A 26,584-nucleotide genomic window follows, 5' to 3' on the forward strand; every position below is an offset into this window, starting at 1 on the left:
CGGTGGATCACTGCCCCGGCACCGCCGGTGCGCGCCGCAGCCGCAGGCGGCGCGGCTTGCGCGGCAGCGGCGTTTCGGTCCAGCGCACCAGTTCCAGCACGCCGTCATGCGTCTCGCAGACGGCAGTGCAGCTTTCCACCCAGTCGCCGGTATTGACGTAGTGGATGCCCAGCCGCTCATGCATATCGGCATAGTGGATGTGGCCGCAGATGACGCCATCGGCGCCGCTCTCGCGTGCTTCCAGCGTCAGCGCTTCCTCGAAACGTCCGATGACGCTGACGGCGTTCTTCACCTTGTGCTTGGCCCAGGCCGAGAGCGACCAGTAGGTGAGTCCCATGCGCCGGCGCACCCAGTTGACCGCGATATTGAGGCGCAGCGCGGCCCGGTAGGCCCAGTCCCCCACATGCGCCAGCCACTTGGCATGCGCCACCACCACGTCGAACTGGTCGCCATGGATCACGACGTAGGTCTTGCCCTGCGCCGTGGTATGCACGGTGCGGTCGACGAACTCGACCTCGCCGAAATAGGTGCCGAGGTACTCACGCAGGAACTCGTCGTGGTTGCCCGGCAGCACCACGATGCGGGTGCCGGAAAGCGCCTTGTCGAGGAACAGCTCGACCAATTGGTGATATTCCGGCGGCCAGTACCAGGCCTTGGCCAACCGCCAGCCATCGACGATGTCGCCGACCAGGTAAATCGTGTCGGCCTCGTGCCAGCGCAGGAAATCGATCAACTGGGCGATGCGGGTGGGGCGCATGCCGAGATGCACGTCGGAGATGAACAGCGCACGTACCCGCCGCACCTCCCTGCCCTCTTCGCTCATGCTTTTGCCTCTCGCCTTCGGGATCGGAAGTTTAGCCCATTTGACCTATGAGGCGGGAGCGCTTTCGGCGTACCGCGCCCGCGAGGTGGGGAAAACTCCGGCCCTCATAAGGGAAACAGTACCGCTGCGACAACCCCGCGACGGCGCTACGGTGCCGGTGTCAGGCGGGTGATCACCGCCTCGTGCTGCGGGAAACGGGCCAGCAGCTCGGCGCGGGTGACGAGGATCATGTCCTCCATCTCCCAGCCCGTCGCCACCACTTCGCTGACGAGGCCGTACTCGCCGGCCGGCAGCTCGGCGGCCTTCCACACCCCGCCGGCGACCGCGAGGCTCGGCACCTGCCCAGCCGCGAGATCCGGCCCCAGCACCACGGCCTCATAGCGGCCGTCGGGGTGGATCATGTGGTAGGTCAGCGGCGCACCGAAATGGTGGAACTGGATGCCGTCCGAGTGCTTGGTGTGGAAATGGTCCACCGGCGAGTCGTCGGTCAGCATGTAATGGATGCTGGTCATCGTGCCGCGCGGGCCGCGCGCCGTTTTCACTTTCTCCCGGTGCGTCGGGCGGAACGTCTCGCGGAAATAGCCGCCCTCGAAATGGCCGCCGAGCCCCAGCGCGGCGATGACCTCGGCCTTACTGAGCCTCGGCATTGCCGGCTCCGATGCGCGACTTGAGCGCCACGATGCGCCTGAAGCTCTCTTCGATCCGCGTCCTGAACGCCGGATCGGTCTCGGCCTCCGCAACGAGGATGGCGCGCACCTCGTCGCCCAGCGTGGCGCGCTGGTAGGCGGTATTGGAAAACAGCAGCACATCGACGCCGGCCCGCACCGCATTGAGCACCGTTTCTTTGAGGCTGAAGTGGTCGCGGATGGCGCCCATCTCGAGGTCGTCGGTGATCACCACGCCCTTGAAGCCGAGCTTTTCGCGCAGCACGCCTTCGATCCACGGCCTTGAGAGGCTCGAAGGCATGCCGGAGGGATCGACATTGGTGTCGATCAGATGGCCGACCATCACCATGTCGTCATAGCCGCCGGCGATCAGCTCGCGGTAGGGCTCGAGCTCACTCTCCTGCCAGGTCTTGGTGATATCGACATAGCCCTCGTGGCTGTCGGCGGTGGATGAGCCGTGTCCTGGGAAATGCTTGAGCGAGGTGAGCACGCCTGCCGCATGGTGGGCGGCGATCACCTCGGCCGCGTACAGTGCCACCACCGCGCCGTCCTTGCCGAACGCGCGGCCATATTTGGCGATCACCTGGTTGTTGGGGTTGATCGACAGGTCGACCACCGGCGCGAAGTTGACGTTGAAGCCCCAGTCGGCCACCCCCTGCGCCTGGGCATCATAGATGCCGCGGGCCTCGGTCGGCGTATTCCTTGCGGCAACCGCCGCCGCGTCGGGGATTTCCTTGAAGCCGACGGACTTGTCGAGCCGCTCGACCAATCCGCCCTCCTGGTCGAGCGTGATGAACGGCGGCAGGCCTGATGGAGCCGCCTCGCGGAACGCCGCATTCATCGCTTCGACCGCCTTGCGGCTCGCGACATTGGTCTTGAGATACATGACCCCGCCGATGTCGCCGGCAGCCACCTCGGCCCTGAGCGCCGCCACGCCCTTGTCATCGACGCCGTTGCCGACAAAGCCGACGACGATCATCTGCCCGGCCATCTGCTCGAGCGACTGCGCGAGGGACGGCGTGGCGGCAAGGGGGAGGAGCGTCGCGAGCAGCATCGTGGCGAGGCGCATGAGGGAGGGTCTCTCGGGACTAAGGAGCCCGGGCTTGTGGCCTAGGAGTGCGGCAAAAGCTGGTCGGTGTTGAAGGCGCTGCACTCTCAGTCGGTGCCTTCTCCCCTTGTGGGAGAAGGTGGCCGACAGGCCGGATGAGGGGTCCGCGCAACGAAGTGTAGCGCGCTCCGAGCGCAGCGAGGAGCGACCCAGTACGCGGAGAGAACCCCTCATCCGCCCTTCGGGCACCTTCTCCCACAAGGGGAGAAGGCACCGACTGATAGACCTGCCCCACGCTCAGAGGTCAGCGGTTCTGCCGGTTCTCGATCAGGTCCGCCACCACGCTGGGGTCGGCCAGCGTCGTCGTATCGCCCAGCGCACCGTAGTCGTTCTCGGCGATCTTGCGCAGGATGCGGCGCATGATCTTGCCGGAGCGGGTCTTCGGCAGGCCGGGCGCGAACTGCATCAGGTCAGGTGAGGCAATGGCGCCGATTTCCTTGCGCACCCAGTTCCTGAGCTCGGTCTTCAGCGCGTCGTCGCCCTTCTCGCCGGCCATCAGCGTGACATAGCAATAGATGCCCTGCCCCTTGATGTCGTGCGGGTAACCGACCACGGCTGCCTCGGCGACCTTGGGGTGCGCCACCAGCGCGCTCTCGACCTCGGCTGTGCCGATGCGGTGACCCGAGACGTTGAGCACGTCGTCGACCCGGCCGGTGATCCAGTAGTAGCCGTCCTCGTCGCGGCGGCAGCCGTCACCGGTGAAATAGTAGCCTTTGTAGGTCTCGAAATAGGTCGAGACGAACCGCGCATGATCGCCATAGACGGTGCGCATCTGGCCCGGCCAGCTGTCCTTGATGCAGAGCACGCCTTCGGCCTTGGTCTGCTCCTGGATACGGCCCTCCGGCGACAGCACCACCGGCTGCACGCCGAAGAACGGTTTGGTGGCCGAACCTGGCTTGGTGGCGATGGCGCCCGGCAGCGGCGTGATCATGAAGCCGCCGGTCTCGGTCTGCCACCAAGTGTCGACGATCTCGCAGCGCTCCTTGCCCACATGCTTGTGGTACCAGAGCCAGGCCTCGGGGTTGATCGGCTCGCCCACCGAGCCGAGCAGCCTGAGGCTCGGCATCTCGTACTTGTCGGGGAACTCCGGGCCGGCGCCCATCAGTGCACGGATCGCGGTGGGCGCGGTGTAGAAGATGTTGACCTTGTGCTTTTCCACCACCTGCCAGAAGCGCCCGGCGTCGGGGTAGCTCGGCACCCCTTCGAACATCAGCGTGGTCGCGCCGTTGGCCAGCGGGCCGTAGACGATATAGCTGTGGCCGGTGACCCAGCCGACATCGGCCGTGCACCAGTAGATGTCGCCGTCACGATAGTCGAAGGTGCGTTCATGGGTCAGCGACGCCCAGACGATGTAGCCGCCCGTGGTATGCAGCACGCCCTTCGGCTTGCCCGTCGAGCCCGAGGTATAAAGGATGAACAGCGGATCCTCGGCATTCATCGGCTCGGGCGGGCAGTCGGCGGAGACGGTTTTGGCCGCCTCCTCGTACCAGACGTCGCGCCCCGACTGCATGTCGACCGGGTTGCCGGTAACCTTGACCACGATGACCTTGTCGACACCCGGCGCCTTCAGCAGCGCCTCGTCGACGTTCTTCTTGAGCGGAATGGTCTTGCCGCCGCGACGGCCCTCGTCGGCCGTCAGGATGATCCGGCTCTCGCAGTCATTGACGCGACCGGCGATCGAATCCGGCGAGAAGCCGCCGAAGATTACCGAGTGCACCGCGCCGATACGGGCGCAGGCCAGCATGGCGATCGCAGTGTCGATCACCATCGGCATGTAGATGGTGACCCGGTCGCCCTTCTTGACGCCATTGGCCTTGAGCACGTTGGCGAAGCGGCAGAGCCGCTCGTGCAGTTCGCGGTAGGTGATGCGGCCGTCGGTGCCGGGGATATCGCCTTCCCAGATGATGGCGGTCTGGTCTGCTCGCGTGGCGAGGTGCCGGTCGACGCAGTTGTAGGAAATGTTGAGCACCCCATCCTCGAACCATTTGATCGAGACATTGGGGTATTCGAACGTGGTGTTCTTGATCCTTGTCGGCGCCTTGATCCAGTCGATGCGCTGGCTCATTTCCTTCCAGAAGCCGTCGGGGTCGTTCACCGACCGGGCGTACATCTCGTCGTACTGCGCCGCCGTGGTCCGTGTCCGTGCAACCGCTGCCGCGCTGGGGGCGAACACCAAACTCTCGCTCATCGATAATCCTCCGATTTTGCGAACCGTTCTAGCCAAGCCCTCAAGGCCGGGCAAGCAGACCACTTGCCGCCTTTCGGCCTAGTGGCAGAACGACGAAAACCCTTCGGAAACCCTTGCGGTAAACGCTTTCTCGGCAGTTTAAGGCGACAATCGCGGCAATACCATTGGAGGCTCGCGATGCCCGAACTCGGCTATCATGCCGCGCGACCGGACGAACTCGACATGATCCATGCCGAACTGATGGCGGTAATCGACGAGTCGCCGCACTATTCCGAGCGCTTCAAGCAACACGAGAAGAGCCGCCTGACCAAGGGCTTCCTGCGCGCGCTGCAGCGCGTGGACCCGTTCCATGTCATCATCCTCACGCAGGACGGCCAGGCCGGCGGCGGGCTGATCTCGGGTCCCGAGACCGGCGCGATCTTCCGCTACTGGAGCTGGATCTTTCCCTCGCATCGGCAGAGCCGGCTTAGCCTCTATGGTATGCGGGTGTTCGACGAACACTGGGACAACGGCAAGTTCCACAAGGCCTTCACCTGGGTACGGCCCGAGAACGAGGTCGCACTCGCCCTGCTGCGCCGGTACGGCTATGAGCAGGCGGCGCTGCTGCGCCAGCAGATCTTCGGGCAGGACTACGTGGTGATGGAGAAATTCTACACCAAGCGCACCGAGGAGTACGACTCCGGCATGAGCATGGGCCGCATCGCCCGGTTTAAGGCGCGTGTGGACATGCTGCTGGGGCGCTGAGCTCGCGCCGCGCCCATCCGTTCTGGAACGCGCACAACAGTTCGCGGTCAGTGAATCCCGGGAACGGGCGGCGCACCCTTGATCAGCGGGATCATCGGCAGGGTATGGCCGAGCAGCTGGTCGGCCCCCTCGTAGAGCATCTTCACCGCAACATAGAGAATGATCACCAGCCCCAGCCAAGCGATCCAGCGGAAACGGTGCAGGATGCCGGCCACCAGTGTCGCGGCAACGCCCATCAGCAGCACCGAAAGACCCAGGCCAAAGATCAGCGCCACTTCGTGGTGCTGCGCCGCGCCGGCCACGGCCAGCACATTGTCGAGCGACATCGACACGTCGGCGATGATGATCTGCCAGACGGCCGCCTTCAGCGTCTTGGTCTTGCTCTTGCCCGCTACCGTGCCATCAGCGTTCAGGTCGGCATTGGCGAGCGCTTCGTTCGCCTCGTGCTCGTCCGCGTGCGAGACCGACAGCTCGCGATACATTTTCCAGCAGACCCATAACAGCAACAGGCCGCCGGCGATCAGCAGGCCGCCGCCGAGCGCCAGCAGCTGCGTGGTGACCAGCGCGAAACAGATGCGCAGGATGGTCGCCGCGATGATGCCGATCAGGATGGCCTTGCGCCGAAGTTCGGACGGCAGCCCCGCTGCTGCGAGCCCGATGACGACCGCATTGTCGCCGGCGAGCACCAGATCGATCATGATAACCTGGAAGAATGCCGCAAAAGCCGAAGCATCTAGGCCAAAGGGCATTATGGGTTATCTCCGAGCGCGAAAGGGTAATCGGGGCTATGTAAGCGGGCCTGCAGGGCTTGTGAAGAGCAACCCTGGATCAATTCAGCGCTCGGCGGCGCTTTTTGCTGGCTTTGAGAGACTTCCGACGTGAACACCACGGACCACCGCCTCGCCTTCCACCATCGCCTTGTTCTGGCGGTCGCCCGCGCCTGGCTCACCCTGCGGCACCGCCGCCTGATCCGCGCTTTCCGGCGCGTGCACGGCTATCTGCCCGACCCCGCGCATCCACACAGCTACGTCGAAAAGATCCTGTGGCGAAAGATCTTCGACCGCGACCCGCGCTTCGTCACCTTCACCGACAAGCTGGCAAGTAAGGCATATGTTGCCGAGCGCGCCCCGACCCTGCCCATCCCGAGCACTTTGTGGACGGGGACCAGCATCGCCGCAGCACCCGGTGCCTTGCTCGAAGGGCCCGTCATCGTGAAGGTGAACAACGGCTGGGCCAGCAATATCATGGTCGAGCGCGGCAAGCCGACGCTGGCCGAGCTCGTGCCTGCGACCACGACTATGATGACCGCCCGCAGGCGCAAGGATGAATGGGCCTATCTGCCGATCAGTCCCAGGCTGTTCATCGAGGAGCAGCTGCCGCTCGATCACGGCACGCTGCCAACCGATATCAAGGTCTACATGGCCTGCGGCGTACCGGCCAACGTCTGGACGGTCGACAAGGTCGAGGGGCGCTCGCTCACGCTGGCGCCAGACGGCAGCCCGTCGCCGGGCCGCGATTCCGACTACCCACGCGATGACCAGGCCCTACCCCATTCTCCGGCACTCGCCAAATTGGTGCGCGAAGCTGTGGTCTGGTCGAAACTGTTGGCAGCCGACGTGGACTTCCTCAGGGTGGATTTTCTGGTCAGTGGCGGGCGCCTCTATGCGGGCGAACTGACGGTCTACTCGAGTTCCGGCACTGAACGGTTGGCCAACGCCGAGCAGGAGCAGCGGCTGGCCAGGTTATGGGATCTGCGTGAGTCGCACTTTCTCAAGCAGCGGCACCGCAGCCTGACTGCCCTCTACGTCAACGCCCTGCGCGCCGCCGAGACGCAGCGTCTCGGCAGTCATTCGCCGAACATATCAAAGATTTAGGGGGACTTGGTGGGTGCGCACGGACTCGAACCGTGGACCCGCTGATTAAGAGTCAGCTGCTCTACCATCTGAGCTACGCACCCGGTCCGAGCGGCTGACTATCAGGGGTCCCCTACCTTGTCCAGCACCTATTCGCATTGCTGTGGACTTTCCTGCTTTTGCCAAGTTGGTAAGTTAACGCCCGCAGCGCAGCAGCCCCTGAAGAGCCGATGAACGACCTGTCCACCGAAGCGACCGAAGCCCTTTCCCTGCCGCTCCGCTGGCTCGCCGACAACTCGGTGGCGCTGTTGAGCGCCCTCATCGTGCTGATCGCGGGTTGGTACCTGGCCCGCGTGCTGTCGCGCATGGTGCGCAACCTGTTGCCGCGCGCCTATGGGGTCGACAGGAACTTCGCCCCGCTGCTGGCGCAGGTGACGCGCTACGGCATCATCATCTTCTCGGTGGTGACGGCGCTGAGCTTCGTCGGCGTCTCGAGCGCCTCGATCTACGCGGTGATCGGGGCGGCCGGCCTCGCCATCGCCCTCGCCCTGCAGGGCACCCTCGCCAACATCGCGGCGGGAATCATGCTGGTCTGGCTCCGGCCCATTGCCATTGGCGAGTACATCGTCGGCGACGGCGTTGCCGGCGTGGTGGTGGAAATCGGCCTGTTCGGCACCCGGCTCCGCTCCACCAGCGGGCTCTACATCTTCACTCCGAATCAGAAGCTCTGGTCGTCCGCCATCACCAATCACAGCCGCGAGCCGCGCCGCCGCATCGACGTCAACATCACGGTGCCTGACACGATCAATGTCGCGGCGGCGCGTCGGACGATGCTGAAGATCGCAACCTCCGACAAGCGCGTGCAGGTCGACCCGCCGCCGACGGTGCATGTCGAGAGCTTCGTCGGCGACAAGATCATGCTGCAGTTGCGCGCCTGGGTGCCGACCCCTGAATATCTGCCGACGCTGCGCGACACGACCGAGAAAGCCAAACTCGCGATCAACAAGCTGCTGAGCGCCGACGGCGAGCAGGCACAGGTGGAGCTGGCAGCCGACCCGCACACCCAGGGTGCCGGTGAACGGACACCGGATCTGACGTAGGCGCCCTGCCCGCCCCATCCACCGGGTCATTCCCGCGAAAGCGGGAACCTCTGTTTTCTTGCTGTACCACCGCAAACGGAGATCCCCGCTTTCGCGGTGATGACACCGAGTTGGTGGCCGCGCAGGTCGTCACACCTCAGGCGTGTCCATCCAATCCGCGGAAAGCTTCCTTGCCCCAGATGGCTTCCACCTGGGCATTCTTGCCGCAGCCGGAGCGATAGCGGGCATAGTGCTGGGCGCGGGTCAGGCCGTTCTGCAGCATCTCCGACCCCTTCCAGAAATCCTGGTGATAGTCCTCGGCCGGCCAGAAGGTCGGCGCTATCTCGACCAGTGTGGCGACCGGCTTGCCGAGCGCCGCGGTGGTCGCTTCCTTGCCGGCCTCGGCTTCCTTCAGTTCCGTCTCGTTGCCGGCGTAGATCGCCGTGGTGTAGCTCTCGCCGAAATCGCAGAACTGCCCGCGCGTCTCGATCGGATCGATCAGGTGGAAGAAGGTATCGACCAGCTTCTCATAGCTGGTGACCGACGGGTCGTAGACGATCTTCACTGCCTCGCGGTGCCCGGTGGTTTCGGTGACCACCTGCTCGTAGGTGGGGTTGTCGACATGCCCGCCGATATAGCCTGAAGTGGTCGAGAGCACGCCCGGCGCATGATCGAAATCGCTTTCGATCGACCAGAAGCAGCCGCCGGCGAAAATCGCGGTCGCCGTCTCCGCGCCCTGCGCGCCGGTCATACCCAGCGCCCCCACGATTGCTATCGCGAGCGCCAGCCTGTTCTTGTGCATGGAGTCCACCCTGAAGGTTCCGATGGTGACGATGATGATCCCGCCCCGGCGTCACGCACAACACAAACTAACGTGCGGCGAGGCGATGTAACCAAACAGATACGTGGTGCGACCGCGGGGAGTTGCAGCAGGCGCTTAGAGCGGATCGAGGCCGCCGAGCAGAACCCGGTCACATCGCCCGATCGAGATCGGAAAAGTCTGCGAGTTTTGTCGATCTCGATCTAAGTTCGCGCCACCATGCGCCCGATCCTCACCCCGCTCGCCCAGTCCCTGCCGTCCACCGTGCCGTTCACCGGTCCTGAAGCGCTGGAGCGGCGGAGCGGCGTGTCGTTCCGGGCGCGGGTCGGGGCCAACGAAAGCGGCTTTGGCCCATCCCCGAAGGTGAGCGACGCGATCGCCGCCGCGGCGGGCGGGGTATGGATGTACGGCGACCCCGAGATCCACGACCTCAAGGCAGCCCTCGCGGCCCATCTCGGTATTCCCTCAGCCAACGTTGCGTTGGGCGAAGGCATCGACGGCTTGCACGGGCTGATCGCCCGGCTGATCACCGAACCGGGCGACGTCGCCGTCACCTCGCTCGGCGCCTACCCGACTTTCAACTACCACGTCACCGGCTTCGGCGGCCGGATCGTCGCCGTCCCCTATTCCGGCCATCACGAAGATCTCCCAGCGCTCGCTGCGGCGGCGCGCCGCGAACGGGCCAAGGTCATCTATCTGTCCAACCCCGACAACCCGATGGGCACTTGGTGGGGCGCGACGGAGCTCGAGCGCTTCATCGCGGAGGTTCCGGAAGAAACGCTGATCCTGCTCGACGAGGCCTATTGCGAGACGGCGCCGGCGGGCACCCTGCCCCCGCTCGACCTTGCCCGCTCCAACCTGATCCGCACCCGCACCTTTTCCAAGGCCTACGGCCTCGCCGGCATGCGCGTCGGCTATGCCATCGGCGAAGCCCAATTCATCAGGGCCTTCGACAAGGTTCGCAACCATTTCGGCGTCACCCGGCTGAGCCAGGTGGCCGCGATGGCTGCATTGGCGGACCAGGCCTGGCTGGCCGAGGTGGTGGCGAAGGTCGCGGCCGGTCGCGAGCGCCTCTACGCCATCGCGACGGAAAACGGCCTCGCCTCGGTGCCGTCGGCCACCAATTTCGTCGCCATCGACTGCGGCCGCGACGGCGCATACGCCATGGAGGTGTTGAGAGCTCTCGAACGGCGCGGCGTGTTCGTCCGCAAGCCGATGGCTCCCGGCCTCGACCGCCACATCCGCATCAGCGTCGGGCGTCCCGAAGAGCTCGATGTGGTGGCTGCAGAACTGCCGGCCGCGCTGCAGGATGCCGCCCGATAACTCTTATTTAGTTCCGATCCCGAACACTTCCTTAGCGAACCTGCTGTCTATTGGTCTCGACAATCGGGGCCTATCTCATGAGCAGAACGCTCGCTGGGGTTGATGGACGCAGACTTGGGCGCGCGACGACGCGACACCCGAGCGCTGTTGCCATCTTCGGGCTGTGCCTGGCCTTGGTCTTGCTGTCCCTCTGGTGCGCCCCTGTGTTTGCCCAGGAGCAGGCAGTCGCCATTCACCTGATCGACATGGCCCAGGACTCCGAGCTATCCGCCACCGCCGCCAGTCTGGCCGACGGCTGGTACGACGCGTCGGAGAACAGCTGGGTGCGGGGGTACGAACTCTCCGACGGCACGCCCGTGCAGCTCGCAGACTGGTATCGCACCGACTGGCCCGACACGCGCGTCGACATGCTGACCCAGTTCGGCGACGACTTCGGCCTGTTATGGGGCTTCACCACCGGCGAACACGGCGAGAAGTACACCATCGACCCGAGCTTGCGTCTCGGCTTCGTCACCCAGGCGCATCCGCTCCCCAATGCCGTGCTGTCGCTTTCCGTCCGCGGCACGTTCTGGGGTGATCTCACCGAACATACCTGCGAAGCCGACTACGGCGACATCGCCGGTATCCAGACCGTCAACTGCCGCCTCGCCGCAACGGTCCTGCCGCCGGAAGAAACGCTGCAGTACCTCGCCCATGCCGAGCCCAACCGGCTCCACATTTCTCTCAGCTACACCGCCAGTTTCTAGCGTCCAGGAGTGCACGCCATGATCTCACCTTTCAGATACCTCGCAATCGCAGCCCTTGCCGCCCTTGGCGTGCTCGGCAGCGTCCCCGCCTCGGTCGCCCAAACCGCCACGCCGGTCCTCAGGAGCTGGATGAGCCCCGACATCGGCGACGCCTGGACCCAAGGGTACAAGGGCCAGCGGACAACCATCACCGTCGTCGACGACTTCAGCAGCGGCAACCGCTTCACCGGCAATCTCGGCACCGGCTCGTTGCTCTATCGGCACGGCGAGTGGACGCGGCTCGAGGTCAGCATGATCGCGCCGCTGGCAACGATCAGGTCACAGAGCTTTTATTCCGGCACTACGGTCAACCTCGCCGCCGGGCTCAACGTGCTGAACCTCAGCTACGGCATGTATGCCAAAGGCACCTACAGCCTCAATCAGCTGGGATGGAGCGCGCAGGAATCCTCGATCATCAACTACGCCAGGAACGGCCGGGCGGTTGTGGTGAAGGCGGCCGGCAATGATGGGATCGCCATCGGCTCCACCAACGCCGCCGGCAACAAGGATTTCTTCAACCTCGCGCTTGTCGGTACGCAGTCGGCCATCTATGTCGGCGCCCTCACCACCAATGGCACCGTCTCGAACCCTGCGAGCCTCGCCTCCTACTCGAACCGGGCCGGCACCAACACGGCGGTGCAGAGCCATTTCCTCGTCGTCGGCGTCGACAGCAGCAAGACCGGATTGGCCGGCACCTCGTTCGCCGCGCCGATCATTTCGGGCTACGCGTCGATCCTGGGCAGCAAGTTTACCAGCGCGACACCCACGCAGATCACCAACCAGCTGTTGAACACCGCGCGCAAGGACACGCTGCTCAACTACAACGCGGCGACCTATGGCATGGGCGAGGCCAGCCTCAGCCGCGCTCTGGCGCCGCTGACGATCAGGTAACCCGATCGCGTCACAACTTCACATGCAGATGTCGCCTCGGCCACTACCGAGGCGACATCGTCCGCGACCTCAGCCCAGTTCCTTGCGCACGCCCAGCAGGATGCTGGTTTCGGTGTTGGCGATGCCGTCGATCTGGCGGACCTTGCGCAGCAATTCGTCGAACTCGCGCAGCGTCGGCGTTTCGATCTCCGCCACCACGTCCCAGCGGCCATTGGTGGTGTAGAGCCCGCGAATCTCGGGAAAGCCCGCGAGCCGACGGATGATCTGCTCGGAGTTCTTGCCGTCCACTTCGACCATGGTGATGGCCCGTATCGCGTCCGCACGTCCCCGGGCCTGCACCACGACCGTGTAGCCTGCGATCGCGCCCGAACGCTCCAGCCGCTCCATCCTTGCCGCCACCGTTGCGCGGGAGACACCAAGTTGCGCCGCGAGCTTGGCTACCGGCATGCGGCCGTCGGTGCGCAGCAGGGCGATCAGCCGGTAGTCGAGATCGTCAAGACCCAGTGCGCTATTTGTCATGCGTTGTCCATCATTCTGCGCGATTGACTACGCATTTCTAGCACTTGTTTCGCTTTTCGTCAGCAGTGGTGCAGCGCCATATAGGGGCGACTGCAATCGAGGACACCACGATGCTGCACGACCTTCGCCTGCGCCGCCCCTTTGCCGGCAACCGTATCGATCTGATCGGGGTGCCGAGCGATGCCGGCGCCTCCTGCCGCGGCGCAGCGCTTGGCCCCGACGATCTGCGCACCGCCGGCCTGGCCGAGCGGCTGAGCGGGCTCGGCTTCGCCGTGGCGGACCTGGGGGATATCGACATAGGGGCGCGGCTTCCGCCTGCCGCCGAGATCGATGCCCTCGCTGTCGGCACCAGTGCGGCAGGCTACCTGAGCCTCGAGAGCGGCGCGCGGCCCGTTTTCCTCGGCGGCGACCACTCCATCTCGATGGGGTCGGTAGCGGGCGTCGCCCGCTATTGTCGCGACGTCGGCCGGCCATTGTTCGTGCTGTGGTTCGATGCCCACGGCGACTACAACACCTGGCAGACCACCGAGACCGGCAACATCCACGGCATGGCGCTGGCGCGCCTTTGCGGCGAGCCGGGCTTTCGCAACGCGGCGGACTGGTTCGCGCCGGTCGATCCGGCCAATGTCATGATCCTCGGCGCTCGCGCGCTCGACTGCGAGGAAGCCCAGTTGCTGGACGAGCGCGGCGTGCAGGTGGTCGACATGGACGCCATACGCATTGCCGGCGTCGCCACGCCCCTGCGCCACTTCATCGAGCGGGTCGAGGCGGCGAACGGGCACCTGCACCTTTCGCTCGACGTCGACGCGATGGATCCGAGCCTCGCGCCCGGAGTCGGCACCACCGTTGCCGGTGGGCTGACGCTCGAGGAGGCTCACACCGTGATGACGATGCTGCATCGCAGCGGCCGCCTCGCCTCTCTCGACCTGGTTGAGCTGAACCCCCTGCTCGACCGGCTCGGCAGGAGCGCCGAGCTGATGGTCGATCTCACCGCACGCCTGTTCGGTGACTACTCGGAAGTCGCAGCCCACCACCCCGCACTCGGCCACCAGGCGGCGTGAGCCGGCAAGGCTGTGGTGGTGCGTCACGCAAGGAGGCCCAAATGACCCAGTTCATCGGCACCGAAGATATTCGCGCCCTGCTGCGCCGCATCGGGATCGAGCCGTTCCTGCGCGGCCTTGCAGACTATGTCGAGGCCGACTTCCGCCGCTGGGAGCGGTTCGAGACGACGGCACGCCTCGCCAGCCAAAGCCGCGACGGCGTGATCGAACTGATGCCGGCTTCCGATGGCGCGCTTTATGCCATGAAGTTCGTCAACGGGCATCCGCGCAACACGGCAGCCGGCAAGCTGACCGTGACGGCTTTCGGCGTCCTCGCCGACGTCGCGACCGGCTATCCAATGCTGGTGTCGGAGATGACCATCCTCACCGCCCTGCGCACCGCGGCCACCTCCGCCGTTGCCGCCCGCGCCCTGGCGCGCGCCAATAGCCGGAGCATGGCGCTGATCGGCGCCGGCGCGCAGTCGGAGTTCCAGGCGCTGGCTTTCAAGGCGCTGCTGGGCATCGATCGCCTCAGCATCTTCGACATCGACGGCGAAGCGATGGACAAGTTCTGCCTCAACCTCGCAAGCAGTGGCCTTGAGATCGTGCGCGCCAGCTCCGTAGCTGAAGCTGTGGCCGGGGCCGATATCGTCACCACCGCCACGGCCGCCAAGACCAATGCGAGGATCCTGACGCCGGACCTGGTGGTACCGGGCATGCACCTCAACGCCATCGGCGGCGACTGCCCCGGCAAGACCGAGCTTCATCCCGCCATCGTCGCCGATGCCGCCGTGTTCACCGAATACACGCCGCAGACCCGCATCGAAGGAGAAATCCAGCAGTTGCCGGCCGATTTTCTGGTCACCGAGCTGTGGCAGGTCCTGACTGGCAAGGCGCCCGGTCGGCCGGCCTCGGGCTCCGTCACGCTGTTCGACTCGGTCGGCTTCGCCATCGAGGACTTCGCGGCCCTGCGCTACGTGCGCGACCTGACCGCCATGGCGCCCCACGATATCGACCTGATCCCGGACCTCGCCGATCCGAAGGATCTGTTCGGCCTCGTTGCGCCTCAGAGTCCGAAATGGGCGACGACCGCGGCCTCGACTGCCGCCGGATTCACCCGCCAGGTGCGATCACCGGCATCGTCGGCATTGTCGGAGGTTCTACCGAACACATAACCGAGTTGGCCGGCGCGCTGGCTGATCAGCACATCCGTTTTGACGAACCAGTCAAGCGAACTGACCAGCAGCACCTTGGTCTCCGGCGGGCTGAAGACGGTATTGTGCATGGCCGATCCGCCGAGCCCCGCGATCATCGCCGCCTTGCCGAACAGCGCAATCTGCTCCTCGATCGGCAGTAGTTCGGGATGCACGATATGGAAGCCATGGCCTGCGAATATGGCTTCGATCGCGGCCTCGTTGACAAGGCGACGACGCCCGATGCGCGCCCGGGAGATGAACACCCGTTCCGGCGTGGGCGAACTCGACACGCCGAGCCGTTCCATTCGTGAAAAGGCCTCCCGCGCCAAGGGATGGATGAATCTGTTGAGGCGTACCAGACGCTCCGGCAGGTAGGCGCGGCGGCAGAACAATGGCTCGCGGTAGTAGCGGACGCGAGTCTGATCGATTCCCAGCCCATCGATCAGCGCCTCGACGGTCTTTGACCTTGGGATCGATGTAACGATCTCGATGCCTGCAGGGACCCGGTCGAGCAGCATCAGCCGCGGCAGCGCTTCGAGCAGATAGTGGCCGTAGGTGTCGGTGAAATGGCAATCCATCACGAACACCTCGGCCTGCACCTCTTGCGGCCGTCCGAGCAGCCGGGGTGGCCGTACCCCCTCGCCCGAGAGGCTTGGCGGATAGTACGCGATGTCGCGACTCTGTGGCAGAACGGCTCCCTTGCGGCGATCGACGAACAGATGCCCGGGGATCAGAATCACATCTTCCGCCAGCGTCACCGCTGGTTCCGGCGCCTCGACGCTGACCGGCAGACTGGAGAAGTCCGCCGGAATCAGCTCCCCGTAGACCACCGGGCGCGATACCGCCACTCGAATGGAAGAGCGCGGCTCGGCTGCGACGGGAGCCTCGGGTACTCGCCAAGGTGGCGGCCGGCCCAGCCGTAGTCGCTCGGGACGAAAAACCCCCAACAGGATAAAGGCCCACCAGCGGGCCCGGCGGCCGGCCCGGCGCAACGCCACAAGCATCGTTGATGGCTTGTCTGATTGCCGCACGTTGCCCCCCGACAAACCTGCGCGATCACGATGTCGTAGCAAGTGGCCAGTGCCGCTGGCAATCGCTCCTTCAGTCCCCCGCCATCCCGATCTCCGCCATCAGCCCGCGGTGATTGGAGCCCATGGCGTCCGCCACCGCCTCGATGTTCCAGATCACCAGTGGCGCCCGGGTGAAGACGTTGTCGATAGGGACGCCCAGAGGACCGAGCCGCACCGGCCAGGTCGCTGGATAGGCAGGGCCGGGCAGCAATTGCTGCCGGGTGATCAGCCGGTCGATAGCGCCGGACCAGGCGGCGGCGTTGAAATCGCCGGCCAGCACCACCGGGCCCTCCAGCTTGCCGATCACCGCGCCCAGCTTCGCCAGTTCCTGGGCGGCGAAATCGTCGAAATAGGGCTTCACCAGGTGCGCCGCGACGATGTTGACCTTCTGCCCGAGGACCTCGGTGGTTGCGGTCACCAGCCGGTTGACCCAGATACCGCTCATCGACTGTACCGAAACATCCGCCAGCGGTGTGCGCGACAGGATCACCACTCCGCCACAGCGGTCGCCGTCCTCGCAGCCAGCGGAATACGGATAGCTGGCGCGCAGGATCCCGACATACGCGGCGACCGGCGCTGCCTCGAGCAGCACCACGAGGTCCGCGCCGGAGCCGGCGACGAACCGCGCTATGGTCTCGCCGTTCGGGTTGCCGCTGAGGATATTGAAGCTCAGCAGCTTCAGCAGCGGCTTGCCTGCCGCTGCGACCAGCGGGTCACGCGCTTCCTGCTGGCGATAGATGACGGCAGCGCCCTGTCCGGTGCTGACGGCGAAGGCCAGGAGAAACAGCAGCGCCCGGCGCCAGGCGCCGCCAAGGAACAACAGCACCACCAGGCCCAGCAGCGCCGCGGCGATGTGGAAGCGCAGCGACTGCAGCAGGGCCTGGCCGGGAATACCCAGCTCGATGCTGACCGCAGCCAGCACCGCGGAAACCACCAGGGCCAGCGCAGTGAGACCGCCCCTCAGTTCTCGCAGCATGAGCGCTCCCAACGGTTCGAGTCGGGCCTGGGCCTGGGGGGGCCACCCTACAGTGAAACGTCGAATGGCGTCTCGCTTCCCCGGCCGCTCGCGTCTCGGATCAGATCGGTTTGGTCATCTGCACGCAGTCGCGTGCGAAACTGACAAATTCCTCTTCGTCCCAGACCTGCGGCGTCCAGCCGAGTTTCTCGTAGAAGCCGACTGCCTCGGGCGCGGCGTTGAGCCAAAGCCGCTTCATGCCGCGCGCCCTCGCATAGTCGATCAGCAGGGCCTCGAGCACCGAGCCATGTCCCTGTCGCTGCAGCCCCGGCACGATGGCGACCAGCCGGAGGATGCCGCCCTCATCACGCGGATCGAGCCGGGTCGTGCCGATCGGGACACCGTCGAGCATGAGCAGGAACTTCCGGTGCGCCGGCTCGGTGTCGTCGGGATGGGCCCGATCGTAGACGAGACCGGGATGCCGCTCCTGGGTGAACAGGGTTTCCAGCCGAATCCGATGCATGGCTTCCCAGTCGTCAGGCGAAGCCAGCTCCCGCAGTTGATAGGTCATTTCTCGCCTCGTTGTTCCGATGCACAAGAGCCGCCCCGAAGGGCGGCTCCGAGAGTGTCTGCCAACGGCGAGGATCAGCTCGCTGCGGCGGCCTCGGTGGCGCCCTGCGCGGCAGCGCCGCGTTCGAGCAGCAGGCGGTTATAGGCATTGATGTAGGCGCGGGCCGAGGCGACGAGGGTGTCCGGCTCGGCCGCGTTGCCCGAAACGATCCGGCCGTTCATCTCGAGGCGCACATGGGCGCTCGCCTGGGCGTCGGTTCCGCCGGTGACGCCGTCGATGGCGTAGAGCACCAGGTGCGGGTCCTTGCCCACGGCCTGCTTGATGGCGTTGAAGATCGCATCCACCGAGCCGGTGCCGTCGAACGAAGCCTTCACTTCGACCCCGTCGATGGTGATGACCAGGTCGCAATGGTGGACGCCGCCGGTCTTGGACAACACTTCCATATCGACCAGCTTGATGCGGTCGTCGACCGAGCCTGCCTCGTCATCGACCAAGGCGACGATGTCGGCGTCGTAGACGTGCTTCTTGCGGTCGGCCAAATCCTTGAAGCGGACGAACGCCTCCTGAAAGGCATTGTCGCCCAGGTCGTAGCCCAGTTCCTTCAACTTGTCCTTGAAGGCGGCGCGCCCCGAGTGCTTGCCCATCACCAGGGTGGTTTCCTTGATGCCGACCGAGGCCGGCGTCATGATCTCGTAGGTCTGGGCGTTCTTCAGCATGCCATCCTGGTGGATGCCGCTCTCGTGCGCGAAAGCGTTCTTGCCGACGATGGCCTTGTTGTACTGCACCGGGAAGTTCGCCGCCGCCGAGACGATCTTGCTGGCGCGGCTCAGGTGGGTCGAGTCGATCTCGGTATCGTAGGGCATGGCGTCGCCGCGGGTACGCAGCGCCATCACCACTTCCTCGAGCGCCGCGTTGCCGGCCCGCTCGCCCAGCCCATTGATGGTGCATTCGATCTGCCGCGCCCCGCCGCGCACCGCTGCCAGCGAATTGGCGACGGCCAGCCCCAGGTCGTTGTGGCAATGGGCCGAGAAGATCACCTTGTCGGCACCGGGCACCCGCTCGATGATCGAGCGGAACATCGCCTCGTGCTCGGCCGGAATAGCATAGCCGACGGTGTCCGGCAGGTTGATGGTGGTGGCGCCGCCCTTGATGGCGAGCTCGACGCAGCGCGCCAGGTAGTCGATCGGCGTGCGGGTCGCATCCATCGCGCTCCACTCGACATTGTCGATCAGGTTGCGCGCCTGGCTAACCGTGGCGGTGATGATCTCCAGCACCTGCTCCTCGGTCTTCTTCATCTGGTGCGCCAGATGGATCGGCGAAGTGGAAACGAACGTGTGGATGCGGCCCTGCCTGGCGTGCCGTACCGCCTCGCCGGCCCGGGCAATATCGCCGGGGATGGCTCGGGCGAGACCGGCGACCACCGCGTTCTTCACCTGCTTGGCGACCGCCACGACGGCATCGAAGTCACCGTTCGAGGCAATTGGGAAACCGGCCTCGATGATGTCGACGCCCATTTCGTCGAGCGCTTCGGCGACCTGGAGTTTCTCCTCCAGCGTCATCGTGGCGCCTGGGCTCTGCTCGCCATCGCGCAACGTCGTATCGAAGATGAAGACGCGGTCCTTGTTGGAGGAGCTTGCCTTGTTGCTCGCTGCCGCTGCCTGGGTGCTCATTTCAGTTTTTCCTATCAAACGGCCGGGGTTCGAAAACCGTCGCGACCGGACAAATCGTTGTTCGGTTACCTGCGCGCTCCCCTGACCACCCGCTCGCTAGCCGAGCTGTCGGTTATCAGGGGCTGATAAGAAGGAGAAGCAGGGCGGCCGGAAGCAGCAGCAAAGCGGCCGCAAACATCAGCCGGCTCTCACGAGCCTTCTGCTGGGCGGCGGCTATGGCAATGGCGCGGTTGCGCTGCATTCATCAGACCAAAACTAGCTACGGCGCAAATACTGCGCGAATTCCCGCGCTTGTGCAAGCCTTTGCGAAGCGGCAACTGACGGAAGATGAAGCGCCCTAGCCGCCTGCCGGTCGCTGCCGGCGAAACTGCACCTCGAGCAGCAGCCCTTCCGGCCCCTCGACGAAGAACTGTCCGATCTCCGAATCGGGGATCCCGGTGATCCGGTAGCGCCACCCGCCTGCCTCGATGCGCGCCCTGGTGGCTTCGAACTCATACACCCCGAAGGCCACGTGATTGACCATGCCGCGCGGGAAGTCGCCCGCCCGCGGCGCCACATTTAGATGAATGGCCGGGTGCCCGTCGACATAGATCCAGTGACCTGGAAAATCGAACGGCGGGCGAAAGCCCTCCTCGGCGCCCAGCACCTCGGCGAAGAAACGCACCATCCGTGCGCCGTCGGAGACGTCGATATTGATGTGATCGAGTCGCGGCATCAGGCGAACGCCAGCACGGCGAACACCACGATCGCCAGCAGCGACACCACCGCGATGCTCCGCCCCAGCCTGCCCCGTGCGGCCGCCGCCGCGTCACCGGCGCGCATCCTCCGCGCCGACACCGCAGACATGACCACACCGACGGCCAGCAGCAGCACGAAGCCCATCTTGGCCCAGAACCAGTGGCTGATGCCCTCGAAGCTGCCGTAGCGCACCCAGATCAGCAGCGGCCCGCTGACCAGCAGCACCACGATGCCGTAGTGCCCGAAGCGGGTCAGCAGCCGATTGGTCTGCGGCGCCGTACCGGCCTGCCCCATCATCCCGAGCAACGGCAGGAACGCCGCCGCCACCAGCATGAGGCCGATGAAGTGGGCGATGAGCAGGACCGGATAGGCGGCGTCCAAGATGACCTCAGTTGCAGACGTATTTCAGTTGAACGCGAACACGGCCGAAAACACGACGACGAGGAAGGACACCCCGGTCAGCTGACCGAACATCTTCGAGCGCTTGCCGGCTTCGGCATCGCCCGCAATGGCCTTCTTCCGGTTCATCTCGTTGAGGCTGATGAAGACGACCATTCCGAGGATTCCGAGCATCTTGACCCAGAACCAGGCATTCGGAACCACCCAGTTCCATTTGAGCCACAGGGTCAGGATGCCGGTGATCAACAGGGTGCCGAAAGCGTATTTGCCAACTTTGGCAAATCCCTCGACGATTCCGAACAGCAGGCCCCGCTGCTCCGGCGTCGCGCTCGCCAGCCTCGAGCCGACGATCGGCATGAGCACCAGGTTGGCGCCCCCGGCAATGAACGCAACGACATGGATGAAGAAGATCAATAGCGCGACAACGTACACGGCTCAGCCCTCCAAATGCCGGCGGGGAGGCTAGCTGAGTTGCGCGCGCTGCACTAGCGTCGACAGATCACGCGGGTACAACCGTGAACGCCGATCCTCCGGCTCAAGCCTGCGCTCGTATCCCGGCGGTGATCAGTTCGTAAACCCGGTCGAACCCGGCGTCGACATCCGGGGCGCTCCACTCGGTGCCATGGGCGGGGTCGTGGAAGCGCGCCGTGGCGTCGAACATCGCTTGCGCTGTGGCGCGCGGGTCGACCGGCCGGAAGTCGCCGCTGGCAATGCCATCCCGGATGATGGTCTCCAGCTGACCCACCAGGTTGTCTACGTGCTTGGCCACCACCTCGCTCGCCTCGGCGAAGATGGTGCGTGACACCGAGAACAGCTCAGGATCGCCCTTTATCTTTTCCCGCTTCAGTGTGAGCAGCGTGCTGAACCACCGCCGCAGCCGGAGCGGTGGCGCTTCCCCCGAGGCCGCAATGGCGGCCAACGGATCCGTGGTGCGCTTCAGCCAGCCCTCGACGACCGCGTCGCGCAACGCAACCTTGCTGTCGAAATGGCGATAGACACTGCCGTGGCTGACGCCCAGCAGCCGCGCTACGTCGACCACCGTCGTCTTGTGCGGCCCGAAACGGCGAAACACCTGTTCCGCCGCTTCGAGGATGCGCTCGCGGGTCAAGACCTCGTTCATCAGGCTCCAGTTCGCTCGCTGTCAAGCATCGCCATCTGCGCAGGCAGATAGCGCGCGCCGCGCGCGGCATCGGGTGGGACCGCCTCTTCGATGGCCGACAGATCGGCCTCAGTCAACACCACTTCGAGCGCGCCGAGCGCTTCGCTGAGCCGATCCGGGCGGCGCGCGCCGATGACCGGAACGATGTCCCTGCCCTGCGCCAGCACCCAGGCGATCGCCAATTGGGCGACGCTGATGGACTTGTCGGCTGCAATGGCGCGCAACTGCTCGACCAGTTGCAGATTGTGATCGAGGTTCTCGCCGCTGAAGCGTGGACTGTGGCCGCGGAAATCGCCGACTACGAGTTCGCCCTTGCTCCAGTGGCCGCTGATCAGGCCGCGCGACAGCACCCCATAGGCGGTGATGCCGATCCCCAGCTCGCGCGTCACCGGCAGGATCGCACGCTCGATGCCGCGCGAGATCAGCGAGTATTCGATCTGCAGGTCGACCACCGGATGCACCGCATTTGCACGGCGGATAGTCTCCGGGCCGACCTCGGAGAGGCCAAGGTGCCGCACGTAACCGGCGTCGATCATGTCCTTGATGGCGCCGACCGTCTCCTCGATCGGCACGTTCGGATCGAGCCGCGCCGGCCGGTAGATGTCGATATGGTCGACCCCCAGCCGCTCCAGCGTGTAAGCCAACGCGGTCTTCACCGCTGCCGGGCGGGCATCGAAGCCGAACCACTCTCCGTTCGGACCGCGCTGTGCCCCGAACTTGACGCTGAGCACGGCGTTGTCGCGCCGGCCTTTCAGCGCTTCGCCGAGCAGCATTTCATTGTGGCCCATACCGTAGAAATCGCCGGTGTCGATCAGCGTGACGCCGGCCTCGAGGGCGGCATGCACGGTGGCGATGCTTTCGCTGCGATCGGACGGCCCATAGGCGCCCGACATCCCCATGGCGCCCAGGCCGAGGGCGGACACGACGGGGCCCGATACTCCAAGCGTACGATGTTCCATGACCAGTCTCCTTGTGGTGAGACTGATCATGTGGATGACGACTGACAGAATTGCAAGTCTGTCAGTCGTAATTTGTCGGCGGTTAGTCGCCGAGGTTGAGCGTGCCTTCGCCGACGATCACCGCGTGACCGCCGATTCCGCCATGGGTGAGCTTGTCGTCGTCCTTGCGCAACTGCATGGTGATCAGGCTCGGGCGGCCCATCTCGTGCCCCTGCCGCAGCCGGAACTCATGCTGGCCACCACTGCAATGGCGCGCCAGCAGGCCGATCAGCGCCGCCGCGGCCGATCCGGTGGCCGGATCCTCCCCCAGCCCCATGCCGGGCGAGAACATCCGCGCCGCAAAGTCGTTGCTGCGCTCTTCGGGCGTCTGCGTGAAGACGTAGATCGACCCATGGCCAATTGGATAGGTCTCATCCCAGCCGCGTCGTTCCAGCCGGATACGCTTCAGGGCCGCCGTATCGCGCACCGGCAGCAGATAGTAAGGCACGCCCGCCGAAAACACCGCCGGCTGATACGGGCCACAGCCGATCTCTTCGGGATCGAGCCCCAGCGTCGCTGCGATCGCTTCGGCGGCCGGCGCCGAACCGGCCTCCTCCGGCAGTCGCGGCAGGGCGAAGCGCGCCAACCCGACATCCTTCTCCACCCGCTCGATCACACAGGTGATGACCCCGACTTGCTCCTCCAGCCGCACGGCCGTGCTGCGGTTCTGCAGCCCCAGCACCACCGCAGCCCCGACAGTCGGATGTCCGGCGAAGGGCAGTTCCACCATCGGCGTGAAAATGCGCACGGCTGCCGCATGCCGCTCGGACTGCGCCTTCTGGATGAATACGGTCTCCGACAGATTGAACTCGGCGGCTATCGCCTGCATCTGATCGTCGAGCAGCCCATCGGCCTTGAGCACGACGGCAAGGGGATTGCCCTTCAACCGCTCGGTGGTGAAGACATCAAGCAGCACGTAGTTGAGTTTCATTTCAGGGCTCCGCGGCGGGCAGCAGTTGTGGCGGCAGCGCGCACCCTGTCAAGCGGCAGCCGGAGGCTCGACTAGAGCTTCGCCAGCGCGAACGCCGCCTTGTCGAGACCGAGTTCGTCCACCACGGCATCGACGGCGACCTGATGGTCGTCGCGCTCGTGCAGGCCCGAAATGGTGACGCAGCCGATTGGTCCGAACCCCTTGATGCGGATCGGGAAGGCGCCGCCGGCGAGCACGAAGTCGGCGCCGTCGAGCGCCCGATTCGGGGCAAACAGCCGATCCTCGCGGGCCTGCTCCAGCGCCACGCGATAGCTGGATTTCAGCAGCCGTTGCACGGTGTTGATCTTGCGGCGAACCCAGTTGGGGTTGTCAGCTGTGGTTCCAGGCATCGCCGCATAGAACATCTGCCGGTCCCAGGTGCGCACATCGACCACCAGCCCGAGCTTTTCCCGCACGGCACGCTCGCGGACCCGCGCACCGATCGAGAAGGCGACATGTTCGTCGAACTGGCTGAACTCCAGCCCCCGCTCCTGCTCGATGATCTTCGCGATGTCGTCTGCCGTCGTCATGTCGTCCGCTCCTCTGATTGCGGGCGATATAGCCACCCGCCTTTCCTCGCGGCAAGCCGCCCCACCCCAACTCCCTCAGCTCAGGCCGTCGCGGCACTCCATGCATCGTAGAGCGGCTGCCGGTCTGGAGGCTGGCCGGGAAAGTTGACCTGGCCCGCGTCGATCACCGCCCAGGGCAGCCGGCTGGCGGTCCAGATGTTGCCGATCGGCACCGCCCAGCTCGGATCGTCGAGCGTCCCGGGCTTGACCACCAGCATCGCCGGCGCCGCCAGCGGCTCGTTCCATAGCTTGGTGCCGCACCTCGCGCACCCGAGCATCCGAACCGTGCGGCCGCTGTCGGCCGGCTTGTCGTAGGCGACCAACTCACCCCCAAGGTGCTCGAGCCGTTCACGGCCGATCGGCATCGACATGGAGTGCGTGGCGCCGCTCAGGCGCTGGCAGTCACGGCAATGGCAATTGTAGACGGCGAGCGGGGCGCCGGTGATCCGGTAGCGCACCGCTCCACAGATGCAGCCGCCCTCTATCGGGAACGTCGGTAACGCGATCTCACTCAAAGGTCTCTCCCTGAAGTCCTTGTTCAGAACCGGTTCAACCGGCTTGGGTCATTGGGCGGCGCAACGCCGGCCCAGCCGGTATCGAGACAAGGAAATCGAACATGATCCCCGAATTGTTGCTGCTGGCCGACCACCTGCGTTCCCGCACGCCGAACCAGCAGATTGAAGACCGTCTGCTGGACGATATCGGGCTGACGCGCGAGGAACTCAGGAAGCAGAAAACCTGGTTCGGCCGCAAGCCCCGCTAAGGGCGAAACGGTTCATCAGGCATTCATCGATCCCCGGGCATAAGCCCGCTCCGCCGATCCAGGCACCACCCAAAACTGACGAGATGAGAGAAAATGGCTTTCAGCCTGACGTCCATGTTCCGTCGCGCGGAACGCAAACGGGTCCTCACCGACCTGATGAAGTTTGACGACCACCTGCTCCGCGACATCGGACTTACGCGCGGCGACCTCGCGGCCATGCGCGCCGGCCGGCATCATACGACGCCGCGCCGTGGCCATGAGTAATCTGCCGGTATCCGATATGCCAAGCTGAAGGGCTCCGAGCGATCACGCCGGAGCCCTTCGTCTTTACGGGCTAATCGCCACCGGTTCGCCTCAACCGCGCACGATACTCGGTGCCGCCGCCCGGACCTGCTACAACGTCGCGACCGGGCTTGCCGGCGAGGCGACAGATGAGCAATCCGAAATCCCACCATGCCACGGCCGAGGCCGCGCGCCGCTTCACCCTCAGGCACGGCAAGCCGGTCATCCTGCCGCGCACTTATGGTGAGTATCTCGCCGACCGCATCGCGGCGATCGTCGGCTCCTGGCGCTTCATCATCGCCCAGTCGCTGACCCTGGCGCTATGGATCATCCTCAATGTCGTCGCCTGGATGCAGCACTGGGACCCCTACCCGTTCATCCTGCTGAACCTGGTGCTGAGTTTCCAGGCCGCCTTTACCGCGCCCATCCTGATGATGGCGCAGAACCGCCAGTCCGACATCGACCGTCAGAAAGCCCAGCTCGATTACGACGTGAACCTGCGTGCCGAACTCGATATCGAAGCCCTGCACCAGAAGATCGACCTGCTGCGCCAGGAGGACATCACTCGGCTGGTCGGCCTGCTGGAAGTGCTGACCCGCGAGCGCATCGAGAAGGCCGACGACAAGCCTTAGTCGCCATTGGCAAAACCCGGGGCCCCGTGGCATGAGTTGGCGGCAATCCGGAAACCGCCATGCCCTCCCTCACCACCCTTCTCGCCTTCGCCGGGGTCGCTTTTGCCATGGTGATCGCCCCGGGCCCCAACATGGCCTACCTGGTGTCGCGCTCCATCGCGCAGGGCCGTGCCGCCGGGCTGATCTCGCTGCTTGGCGTCGCGACGGGCTTTGTCATCTACATGCTGGCGGCGGCGCTCGGCCTCACCGCGCTGTTGTTCGCGGTGCCCTTCGCCTATGACGCGATCCGCATCGCCGGCGCACTCTATCTGGGTTGGCTCGCCTGGAACGCGCTGCGGCCCGGCGGACATTCGCCGTTCGAATTGCGGGCGCTGGGGCCGGATTCGCCGAGGCGGCTTTATGCGATGGGCCTGTTCACCAGCCTGCTCAACCCCAAGGTCGCGGCGCTCTACCTGTCGCTCCTGCCACAGTTCATCGACAAATTGGCCGGGAACGTGCTGGCCCAGACATTGGTGTTGGGCGCCACGCAGATCGCAGTGAGCATGACGGTCAACGCCATTTTCATCCTCACCGCCGGGACGGTCGCCCTGTTCCTCACCGGGCGGCCGTTCTGGGCCCGGCTGCAGCGCTGGCTGATGGGCACGGTGCTCGGTTTCCTCGCCATCCGTATGGCCACCGACACCAGCCGGTAGCACTGCTCCGCCGAGGTGGACGGGATGGCAACCATCTCCTCCACCCACCGGGTCATTCCCGCGAAAGCGGGAACCTCTGTTT

At 65.2% G+C, this 26,584-nt stretch carries 31 protein-coding genes, 1 tRNA gene and 1 pseudogene; 12 read left to right on the plus strand and 21 right to left on the minus strand.

Annotated elements, in window-relative coordinates:
• Positions 1-7: 7 nt before the first annotated feature.
• The 4 genes from APS40_RS24095 to acs all read right to left on the minus strand — a co-directional run bounded on the left by APS40_RS24095 (position 8) and on the right by acs (position 4,784).
• A complete protein-coding gene (locus tag APS40_RS24095; RefSeq protein ID WP_055049453.1) occupies positions 8-823 on the minus strand; it encodes a UDP-2,3-diacylglucosamine diphosphatase in 816 nt (271 codons plus the stop codon).
• A gap of 146 nt (positions 824-969) precedes the next feature.
• Positions 970-1,470, minus strand: coding sequence for a cupin domain-containing protein (locus tag APS40_RS24100; protein WP_055049454.1), 501 nt, complete (start codon positions 1,468-1,470; stop codon positions 970-972).
• The gene (locus APS40_RS24105) at positions 1,454-2,557 is read right to left on the minus strand and encodes a glycoside hydrolase family 3 protein (RefSeq protein ID WP_055049455.1); all 1,104 of its coding nucleotides are present in this window, start codon (positions 2,555-2,557) and stop codon (positions 1,454-1,456) included. The genes APS40_RS24100 and APS40_RS24105 overlap by 17 nt, the downstream gene beginning before the upstream one ends.
• A 283-nt stretch (positions 2,558-2,840) precedes the next feature.
• Positions 2,841-4,784, minus strand: a complete 1,944-nt coding sequence (acs, locus tag APS40_RS24110; protein WP_055049456.1) for an acetate--CoA ligase — start codon at positions 4,782-4,784, stop codon at positions 2,841-2,843.
• A gap of 177 nt (positions 4,785-4,961) precedes the next feature.
• On the opposite strand from acs, the gene APS40_RS24115 reads away from it, so the two are divergent.
• A complete protein-coding gene (locus APS40_RS24115) occupies positions 4,962-5,528 on the plus strand; it encodes a hypothetical protein (RefSeq protein ID WP_055049457.1) in 567 nt (188 codons plus the stop codon).
• Between the two features lie 47 nt (positions 5,529-5,575).
• Here APS40_RS24115 and APS40_RS24120 read toward each other — a convergent pair whose 3' ends face one another.
• Positions 5,576-6,277, minus strand: coding sequence for a TerC family protein (locus APS40_RS24120; RefSeq protein WP_055049458.1), 702 nt, complete (start codon positions 6,275-6,277; stop codon positions 5,576-5,578).
• 129 nt (positions 6,278-6,406) lie between these two features.
• Between APS40_RS24120 and APS40_RS24125 the strand changes: the two genes are divergently transcribed.
• Positions 6,407-7,402: an ATP-grasp fold amidoligase family protein gene (locus APS40_RS24125; RefSeq protein WP_055049459.1), complete on the plus strand. Its 996-nt coding sequence runs from the start codon at positions 6,407-6,409 to the stop codon at positions 7,400-7,402.
• A 7-nt stretch (positions 7,403-7,409) separates the two neighbouring features.
• Here APS40_RS24125 and APS40_RS24130 read toward each other — a convergent pair.
• A tRNA-Lys gene (locus APS40_RS24130) sits at positions 7,410-7,485 on the minus strand.
• 126 nt (positions 7,486-7,611) lie between these two features.
• On the opposite strand from APS40_RS24130, the gene APS40_RS24135 reads away from it, so the two are divergent.
• Entirely contained in the window at positions 7,612-8,481 is an 870-nt protein-coding gene (locus tag APS40_RS24135; protein WP_055049460.1) for a mechanosensitive ion channel family protein, read from the plus strand.
• A 136-nt stretch (positions 8,482-8,617) separates the two neighbouring features.
• Here APS40_RS24135 and msrA read toward each other — a convergent pair whose 3' ends face one another.
• Positions 8,618-9,262, minus strand: coding sequence for a peptide-methionine (S)-S-oxide reductase MsrA (msrA, locus tag APS40_RS24140; RefSeq protein WP_055049461.1), 645 nt, complete (start codon positions 9,260-9,262; stop codon positions 8,618-8,620).
• A gap of 237 nt (positions 9,263-9,499) precedes the next feature.
• On the opposite strand from msrA, the gene APS40_RS24145 reads away from it, so the two are divergent.
• The 3 genes from APS40_RS24145 (at position 9,500) to APS40_RS24155 (ending at position 12,279) form a co-directional block, all read left to right on the plus strand.
• Positions 9,500-10,603 carry a pyridoxal phosphate-dependent aminotransferase gene (locus APS40_RS24145; RefSeq protein WP_055049462.1) on the plus strand — a complete coding sequence of 368 codons (1,104 nt, stop codon included), beginning with the start codon at positions 9,500-9,502 and terminating at the stop codon, positions 10,601-10,603.
• A gap of 203 nt (positions 10,604-10,806) precedes the next feature.
• Positions 10,807-11,349, plus strand: a complete 543-nt coding sequence (locus APS40_RS24150) for a hypothetical protein (protein ID WP_055049463.1) — start codon at positions 10,807-10,809, stop codon at positions 11,347-11,349.
• A gap of 18 nt (positions 11,350-11,367) precedes the next feature.
• Positions 11,368-12,279: a S8 family serine peptidase gene (locus APS40_RS24155; protein ID WP_082434643.1), complete on the plus strand. Its 912-nt coding sequence runs from the start codon at positions 11,368-11,370 to the stop codon at positions 12,277-12,279.
• Positions 12,280-12,348: 69 nt separating this feature from the next.
• On the opposite strand, the gene APS40_RS24160 is transcribed toward APS40_RS24155, so the two are convergent.
• Positions 12,349-12,798, minus strand: a complete 450-nt coding sequence (locus APS40_RS24160; protein ID WP_055049464.1) for an Lrp/AsnC family transcriptional regulator — start codon at positions 12,796-12,798, stop codon at positions 12,349-12,351.
• A gap of 110 nt (positions 12,799-12,908) precedes the next feature.
• Between APS40_RS24160 and APS40_RS24165 the strand changes: the two genes are divergently transcribed.
• Positions 12,909-13,859: an arginase gene (locus APS40_RS24165; RefSeq protein ID WP_055049465.1), complete on the plus strand. Its 951-nt coding sequence runs from the start codon at positions 12,909-12,911 to the stop codon at positions 13,857-13,859.
• 41 nt (positions 13,860-13,900) lie between these two features.
• Positions 13,901-14,947, plus strand: a pseudogene (locus APS40_RS24170) (ornithine cyclodeaminase); the annotation flags it as partial.
• Here the strand turns inward: APS40_RS24170 and APS40_RS24685 are convergent.
• The 13 genes from APS40_RS24685 to APS40_RS24230 form a co-directional block, all read right to left on the minus strand.
• Positions 14,905-16,038, minus strand: coding sequence for a glycosyltransferase 61 family protein (locus APS40_RS24685; RefSeq protein ID WP_082434645.1), 1,134 nt, complete (start codon positions 16,036-16,038; stop codon positions 14,905-14,907). The pseudogene APS40_RS24170 and the gene APS40_RS24685 overlap by 43 nt on opposite strands.
• A gap of 97 nt (positions 16,039-16,135) precedes the next feature.
• Positions 16,136-17,080, minus strand: coding sequence for an endonuclease/exonuclease/phosphatase family protein (locus APS40_RS24180; protein WP_055049467.1), 945 nt, complete (start codon positions 17,078-17,080; stop codon positions 16,136-16,138).
• Between the two features lie 100 nt (positions 17,081-17,180).
• Positions 17,181-17,630 (minus strand): GNAT family N-acetyltransferase, encoded by a 450-nt coding sequence (locus APS40_RS24185; RefSeq protein ID WP_055049468.1) that lies wholly within the window; start codon positions 17,628-17,630, stop codon positions 17,181-17,183.
• A 74-nt stretch (positions 17,631-17,704) separates the two neighbouring features.
• The gene (locus APS40_RS24190; RefSeq protein ID WP_055049469.1) at positions 17,705-19,300 is read right to left on the minus strand and encodes a 2-isopropylmalate synthase; all 1,596 of its coding nucleotides are present in this window, start codon (positions 19,298-19,300) and stop codon (positions 17,705-17,707) included.
• 115 nt (positions 19,301-19,415) lie between these two features.
• Positions 19,416-19,541 carry a hypothetical protein gene (locus APS40_RS25485; protein WP_257720966.1) on the minus strand — a complete coding sequence of 42 codons (126 nt, stop codon included), beginning with the start codon at positions 19,539-19,541 and terminating at the stop codon, positions 19,416-19,418.
• Between the two features lie 96 nt (positions 19,542-19,637).
• Positions 19,638-20,015, minus strand: a complete 378-nt coding sequence (locus tag APS40_RS24195) for a VOC family protein (RefSeq protein ID WP_055049470.1) — start codon at positions 20,013-20,015, stop codon at positions 19,638-19,640.
• Entirely contained in the window at positions 20,015-20,419 is a 405-nt protein-coding gene (locus tag APS40_RS24200; protein WP_055049471.1) for a CopD family protein, read from the minus strand. The genes APS40_RS24195 and APS40_RS24200 overlap by 1 nt, the downstream gene beginning before the upstream one ends.
• Before the next feature lie 24 nt (positions 20,420-20,443).
• On the minus strand, positions 20,444-20,869 hold the full coding sequence (locus APS40_RS24205) for a hypothetical protein (RefSeq protein ID WP_156343068.1): 426 nt from the start codon (positions 20,867-20,869) through the stop codon (positions 20,444-20,446).
• A 103-nt stretch (positions 20,870-20,972) separates the two neighbouring features.
• Positions 20,973-21,557: a TetR family transcriptional regulator gene (locus APS40_RS24210; protein ID WP_055049473.1), complete on the minus strand. Its 585-nt coding sequence runs from the start codon at positions 21,555-21,557 to the stop codon at positions 20,973-20,975.
• Entirely contained in the window at positions 21,557-22,555 is a 999-nt protein-coding gene (locus APS40_RS24215) for an aldo/keto reductase (RefSeq protein WP_055049474.1), read from the minus strand. The genes APS40_RS24210 and APS40_RS24215 overlap by 1 nt, the downstream gene beginning before the upstream one ends.
• 82 nt (positions 22,556-22,637) lie before the next feature.
• Positions 22,638-23,525 (minus strand): PhzF family phenazine biosynthesis protein, encoded by an 888-nt coding sequence (locus APS40_RS24220; RefSeq protein WP_055049475.1) that lies wholly within the window; start codon positions 23,523-23,525, stop codon positions 22,638-22,640.
• 71 nt (positions 23,526-23,596) lie between these two features.
• Positions 23,597-24,094, minus strand: a complete 498-nt coding sequence (locus APS40_RS24225; protein WP_055049476.1) for a heme-degrading domain-containing protein — start codon at positions 24,092-24,094, stop codon at positions 23,597-23,599.
• A gap of 80 nt (positions 24,095-24,174) precedes the next feature.
• On the minus strand, positions 24,175-24,648 hold the full coding sequence (locus APS40_RS24230; RefSeq protein WP_197279399.1) for a GFA family protein: 474 nt from the start codon (positions 24,646-24,648) through the stop codon (positions 24,175-24,177).
• A 101-nt stretch (positions 24,649-24,749) separates the two neighbouring features.
• Here APS40_RS24230 and APS40_RS25105 point away from each other — a divergent pair, with 101 nt between their 5' ends.
• The 4 genes from APS40_RS25105 to APS40_RS24240 all read left to right on the plus strand — a co-directional run bounded on the left by APS40_RS25105 (position 24,750) and on the right by APS40_RS24240 (position 26,502).
• A complete protein-coding gene (locus APS40_RS25105) occupies positions 24,750-24,896 on the plus strand; it encodes a DUF1127 domain-containing protein (RefSeq protein WP_156343069.1) in 147 nt (48 codons plus the stop codon).
• A gap of 93 nt (positions 24,897-24,989) precedes the next feature.
• On the plus strand, positions 24,990-25,160 hold the full coding sequence (locus APS40_RS24690) for a DUF1127 domain-containing protein (RefSeq protein ID WP_082434647.1): 171 nt from the start codon (positions 24,990-24,992) through the stop codon (positions 25,158-25,160).
• Between the two features lie 167 nt (positions 25,161-25,327).
• Positions 25,328-25,810, plus strand: a complete 483-nt coding sequence (locus APS40_RS24235; protein ID WP_082434648.1) for a DUF1003 domain-containing protein — start codon at positions 25,328-25,330, stop codon at positions 25,808-25,810.
• A gap of 59 nt (positions 25,811-25,869) precedes the next feature.
• Positions 25,870-26,502 (plus strand): LysE family translocator, encoded by a 633-nt coding sequence (locus APS40_RS24240; RefSeq protein WP_055049478.1) that lies wholly within the window; start codon positions 25,870-25,872, stop codon positions 26,500-26,502.
• Positions 26,503-26,584 lie beyond the last annotated feature (82 nt).

This window comes from Devosia sp. A16, assembly GCF_001402915.1.
Lineage (GTDB): Bacteria > Pseudomonadota > Alphaproteobacteria > Rhizobiales > Devosiaceae > Devosia_A.

Excerpts from the sequence above, each read along its gene's own strand:
- APS40_RS24190 (WP_055049469.1), bottom strand. The coding sequence starts at position 19,300 with ATGAGCACCCAGGCAGCGGCAGCGAGCAACAAGGCAAGCTCCTCCAAC.
- APS40_RS24215 (WP_055049474.1), bottom strand. The coding sequence starts at position 22,555 with ATGGAACATCGTACGCTTGGAGTATCGGGCCCCGTCGTGTCCGCCCTC.
- APS40_RS24210 (WP_055049473.1), bottom strand. The coding sequence starts at position 21,557 with ATGAACGAGGTCTTGACCCGCGAGCGCATCCTCGAAGCGGCGGAACAG.
- APS40_RS24155 (WP_082434643.1), top strand. The coding sequence starts at position 11,368 with ATGATCTCACCTTTCAGATACCTCGCAATCGCAGCCCTTGCCGCCCTT.
- APS40_RS24135 (WP_055049460.1), top strand. The coding sequence starts at position 7,612 with ATGAACGACCTGTCCACCGAAGCGACCGAAGCCCTTTCCCTGCCGCTC.
- APS40_RS25485 (WP_257720966.1), bottom strand. The coding sequence starts at position 19,541 with ATGCAGCGCAACCGCGCCATTGCCATAGCCGCCGCCCAGCAGAAGGCT.
- APS40_RS24185 (WP_055049468.1), bottom strand. The coding sequence starts at position 17,630 with ATGACCTATCAACTGCGGGAGCTGGCTTCGCCTGACGACTGGGAAGCC.
- APS40_RS24195 (WP_055049470.1), bottom strand. The coding sequence starts at position 20,015 with ATGCCGCGACTCGATCACATCAATATCGACGTCTCCGACGGCGCACGG.
- APS40_RS24105 (WP_055049455.1), bottom strand. The coding sequence starts at position 2,557 with ATGCGCCTCGCCACGATGCTGCTCGCGACGCTCCTCCCCCTTGCCGCC.
- APS40_RS24115 (WP_055049457.1), top strand. The coding sequence starts at position 4,962 with ATGCCCGAACTCGGCTATCATGCCGCGCGACCGGACGAACTCGACATG.
- APS40_RS24145 (WP_055049462.1), top strand. The coding sequence starts at position 9,500 with ATGCGCCCGATCCTCACCCCGCTCGCCCAGTCCCTGCCGTCCACCGTG.
- APS40_RS24100 (WP_055049454.1), bottom strand. The coding sequence starts at position 1,470 with ATGCCGAGGCTCAGTAAGGCCGAGGTCATCGCCGCGCTGGGGCTCGGC.
- APS40_RS24165 (WP_055049465.1), top strand. The coding sequence starts at position 12,909 with ATGCTGCACGACCTTCGCCTGCGCCGCCCCTTTGCCGGCAACCGTATC.
- APS40_RS24220 (WP_055049475.1), bottom strand. The coding sequence starts at position 23,525 with ATGAAACTCAACTACGTGCTGCTTGATGTCTTCACCACCGAGCGGTTG.
- msrA (WP_055049461.1), bottom strand. The coding sequence starts at position 9,262 with ATGCACAAGAACAGGCTGGCGCTCGCGATAGCAATCGTGGGGGCGCTG.
- APS40_RS25105 (WP_156343069.1), top strand. The coding sequence starts at position 24,750 with ATGATCCCCGAATTGTTGCTGCTGGCCGACCACCTGCGTTCCCGCACG.
- APS40_RS24685 (WP_082434645.1), bottom strand. The coding sequence starts at position 16,038 with ATGCTTGTGGCGTTGCGCCGGGCCGGCCGCCGGGCCCGCTGGTGGGCC.
- APS40_RS24120 (WP_055049458.1), bottom strand. The coding sequence starts at position 6,277 with ATGCCCTTTGGCCTAGATGCTTCGGCTTTTGCGGCATTCTTCCAGGTT.
- APS40_RS24180 (WP_055049467.1), bottom strand. The coding sequence starts at position 17,080 with ATGCTGCGAGAACTGAGGGGCGGTCTCACTGCGCTGGCCCTGGTGGTT.
- APS40_RS24095 (WP_055049453.1), bottom strand. The coding sequence starts at position 823 with ATGAGCGAAGAGGGCAGGGAGGTGCGGCGGGTACGTGCGCTGTTCATC.
- APS40_RS24225 (WP_055049476.1), bottom strand. The coding sequence starts at position 24,094 with ATGACGACGGCAGACGACATCGCGAAGATCATCGAGCAGGAGCGGGGG.
- APS40_RS24160 (WP_055049464.1), bottom strand. The coding sequence starts at position 12,798 with ATGACAAATAGCGCACTGGGTCTTGACGATCTCGACTACCGGCTGATC.
- APS40_RS24240 (WP_055049478.1), top strand. The coding sequence starts at position 25,870 with ATGCCCTCCCTCACCACCCTTCTCGCCTTCGCCGGGGTCGCTTTTGCC.
- APS40_RS24690 (WP_082434647.1), top strand. The coding sequence starts at position 24,990 with ATGGCTTTCAGCCTGACGTCCATGTTCCGTCGCGCGGAACGCAAACGG.
- APS40_RS24235 (WP_082434648.1), top strand. The coding sequence starts at position 25,328 with ATGAGCAATCCGAAATCCCACCATGCCACGGCCGAGGCCGCGCGCCGC.
- acs (WP_055049456.1), bottom strand. The coding sequence starts at position 4,784 with ATGAGCGAGAGTTTGGTGTTCGCCCCCAGCGCGGCAGCGGTTGCACGG.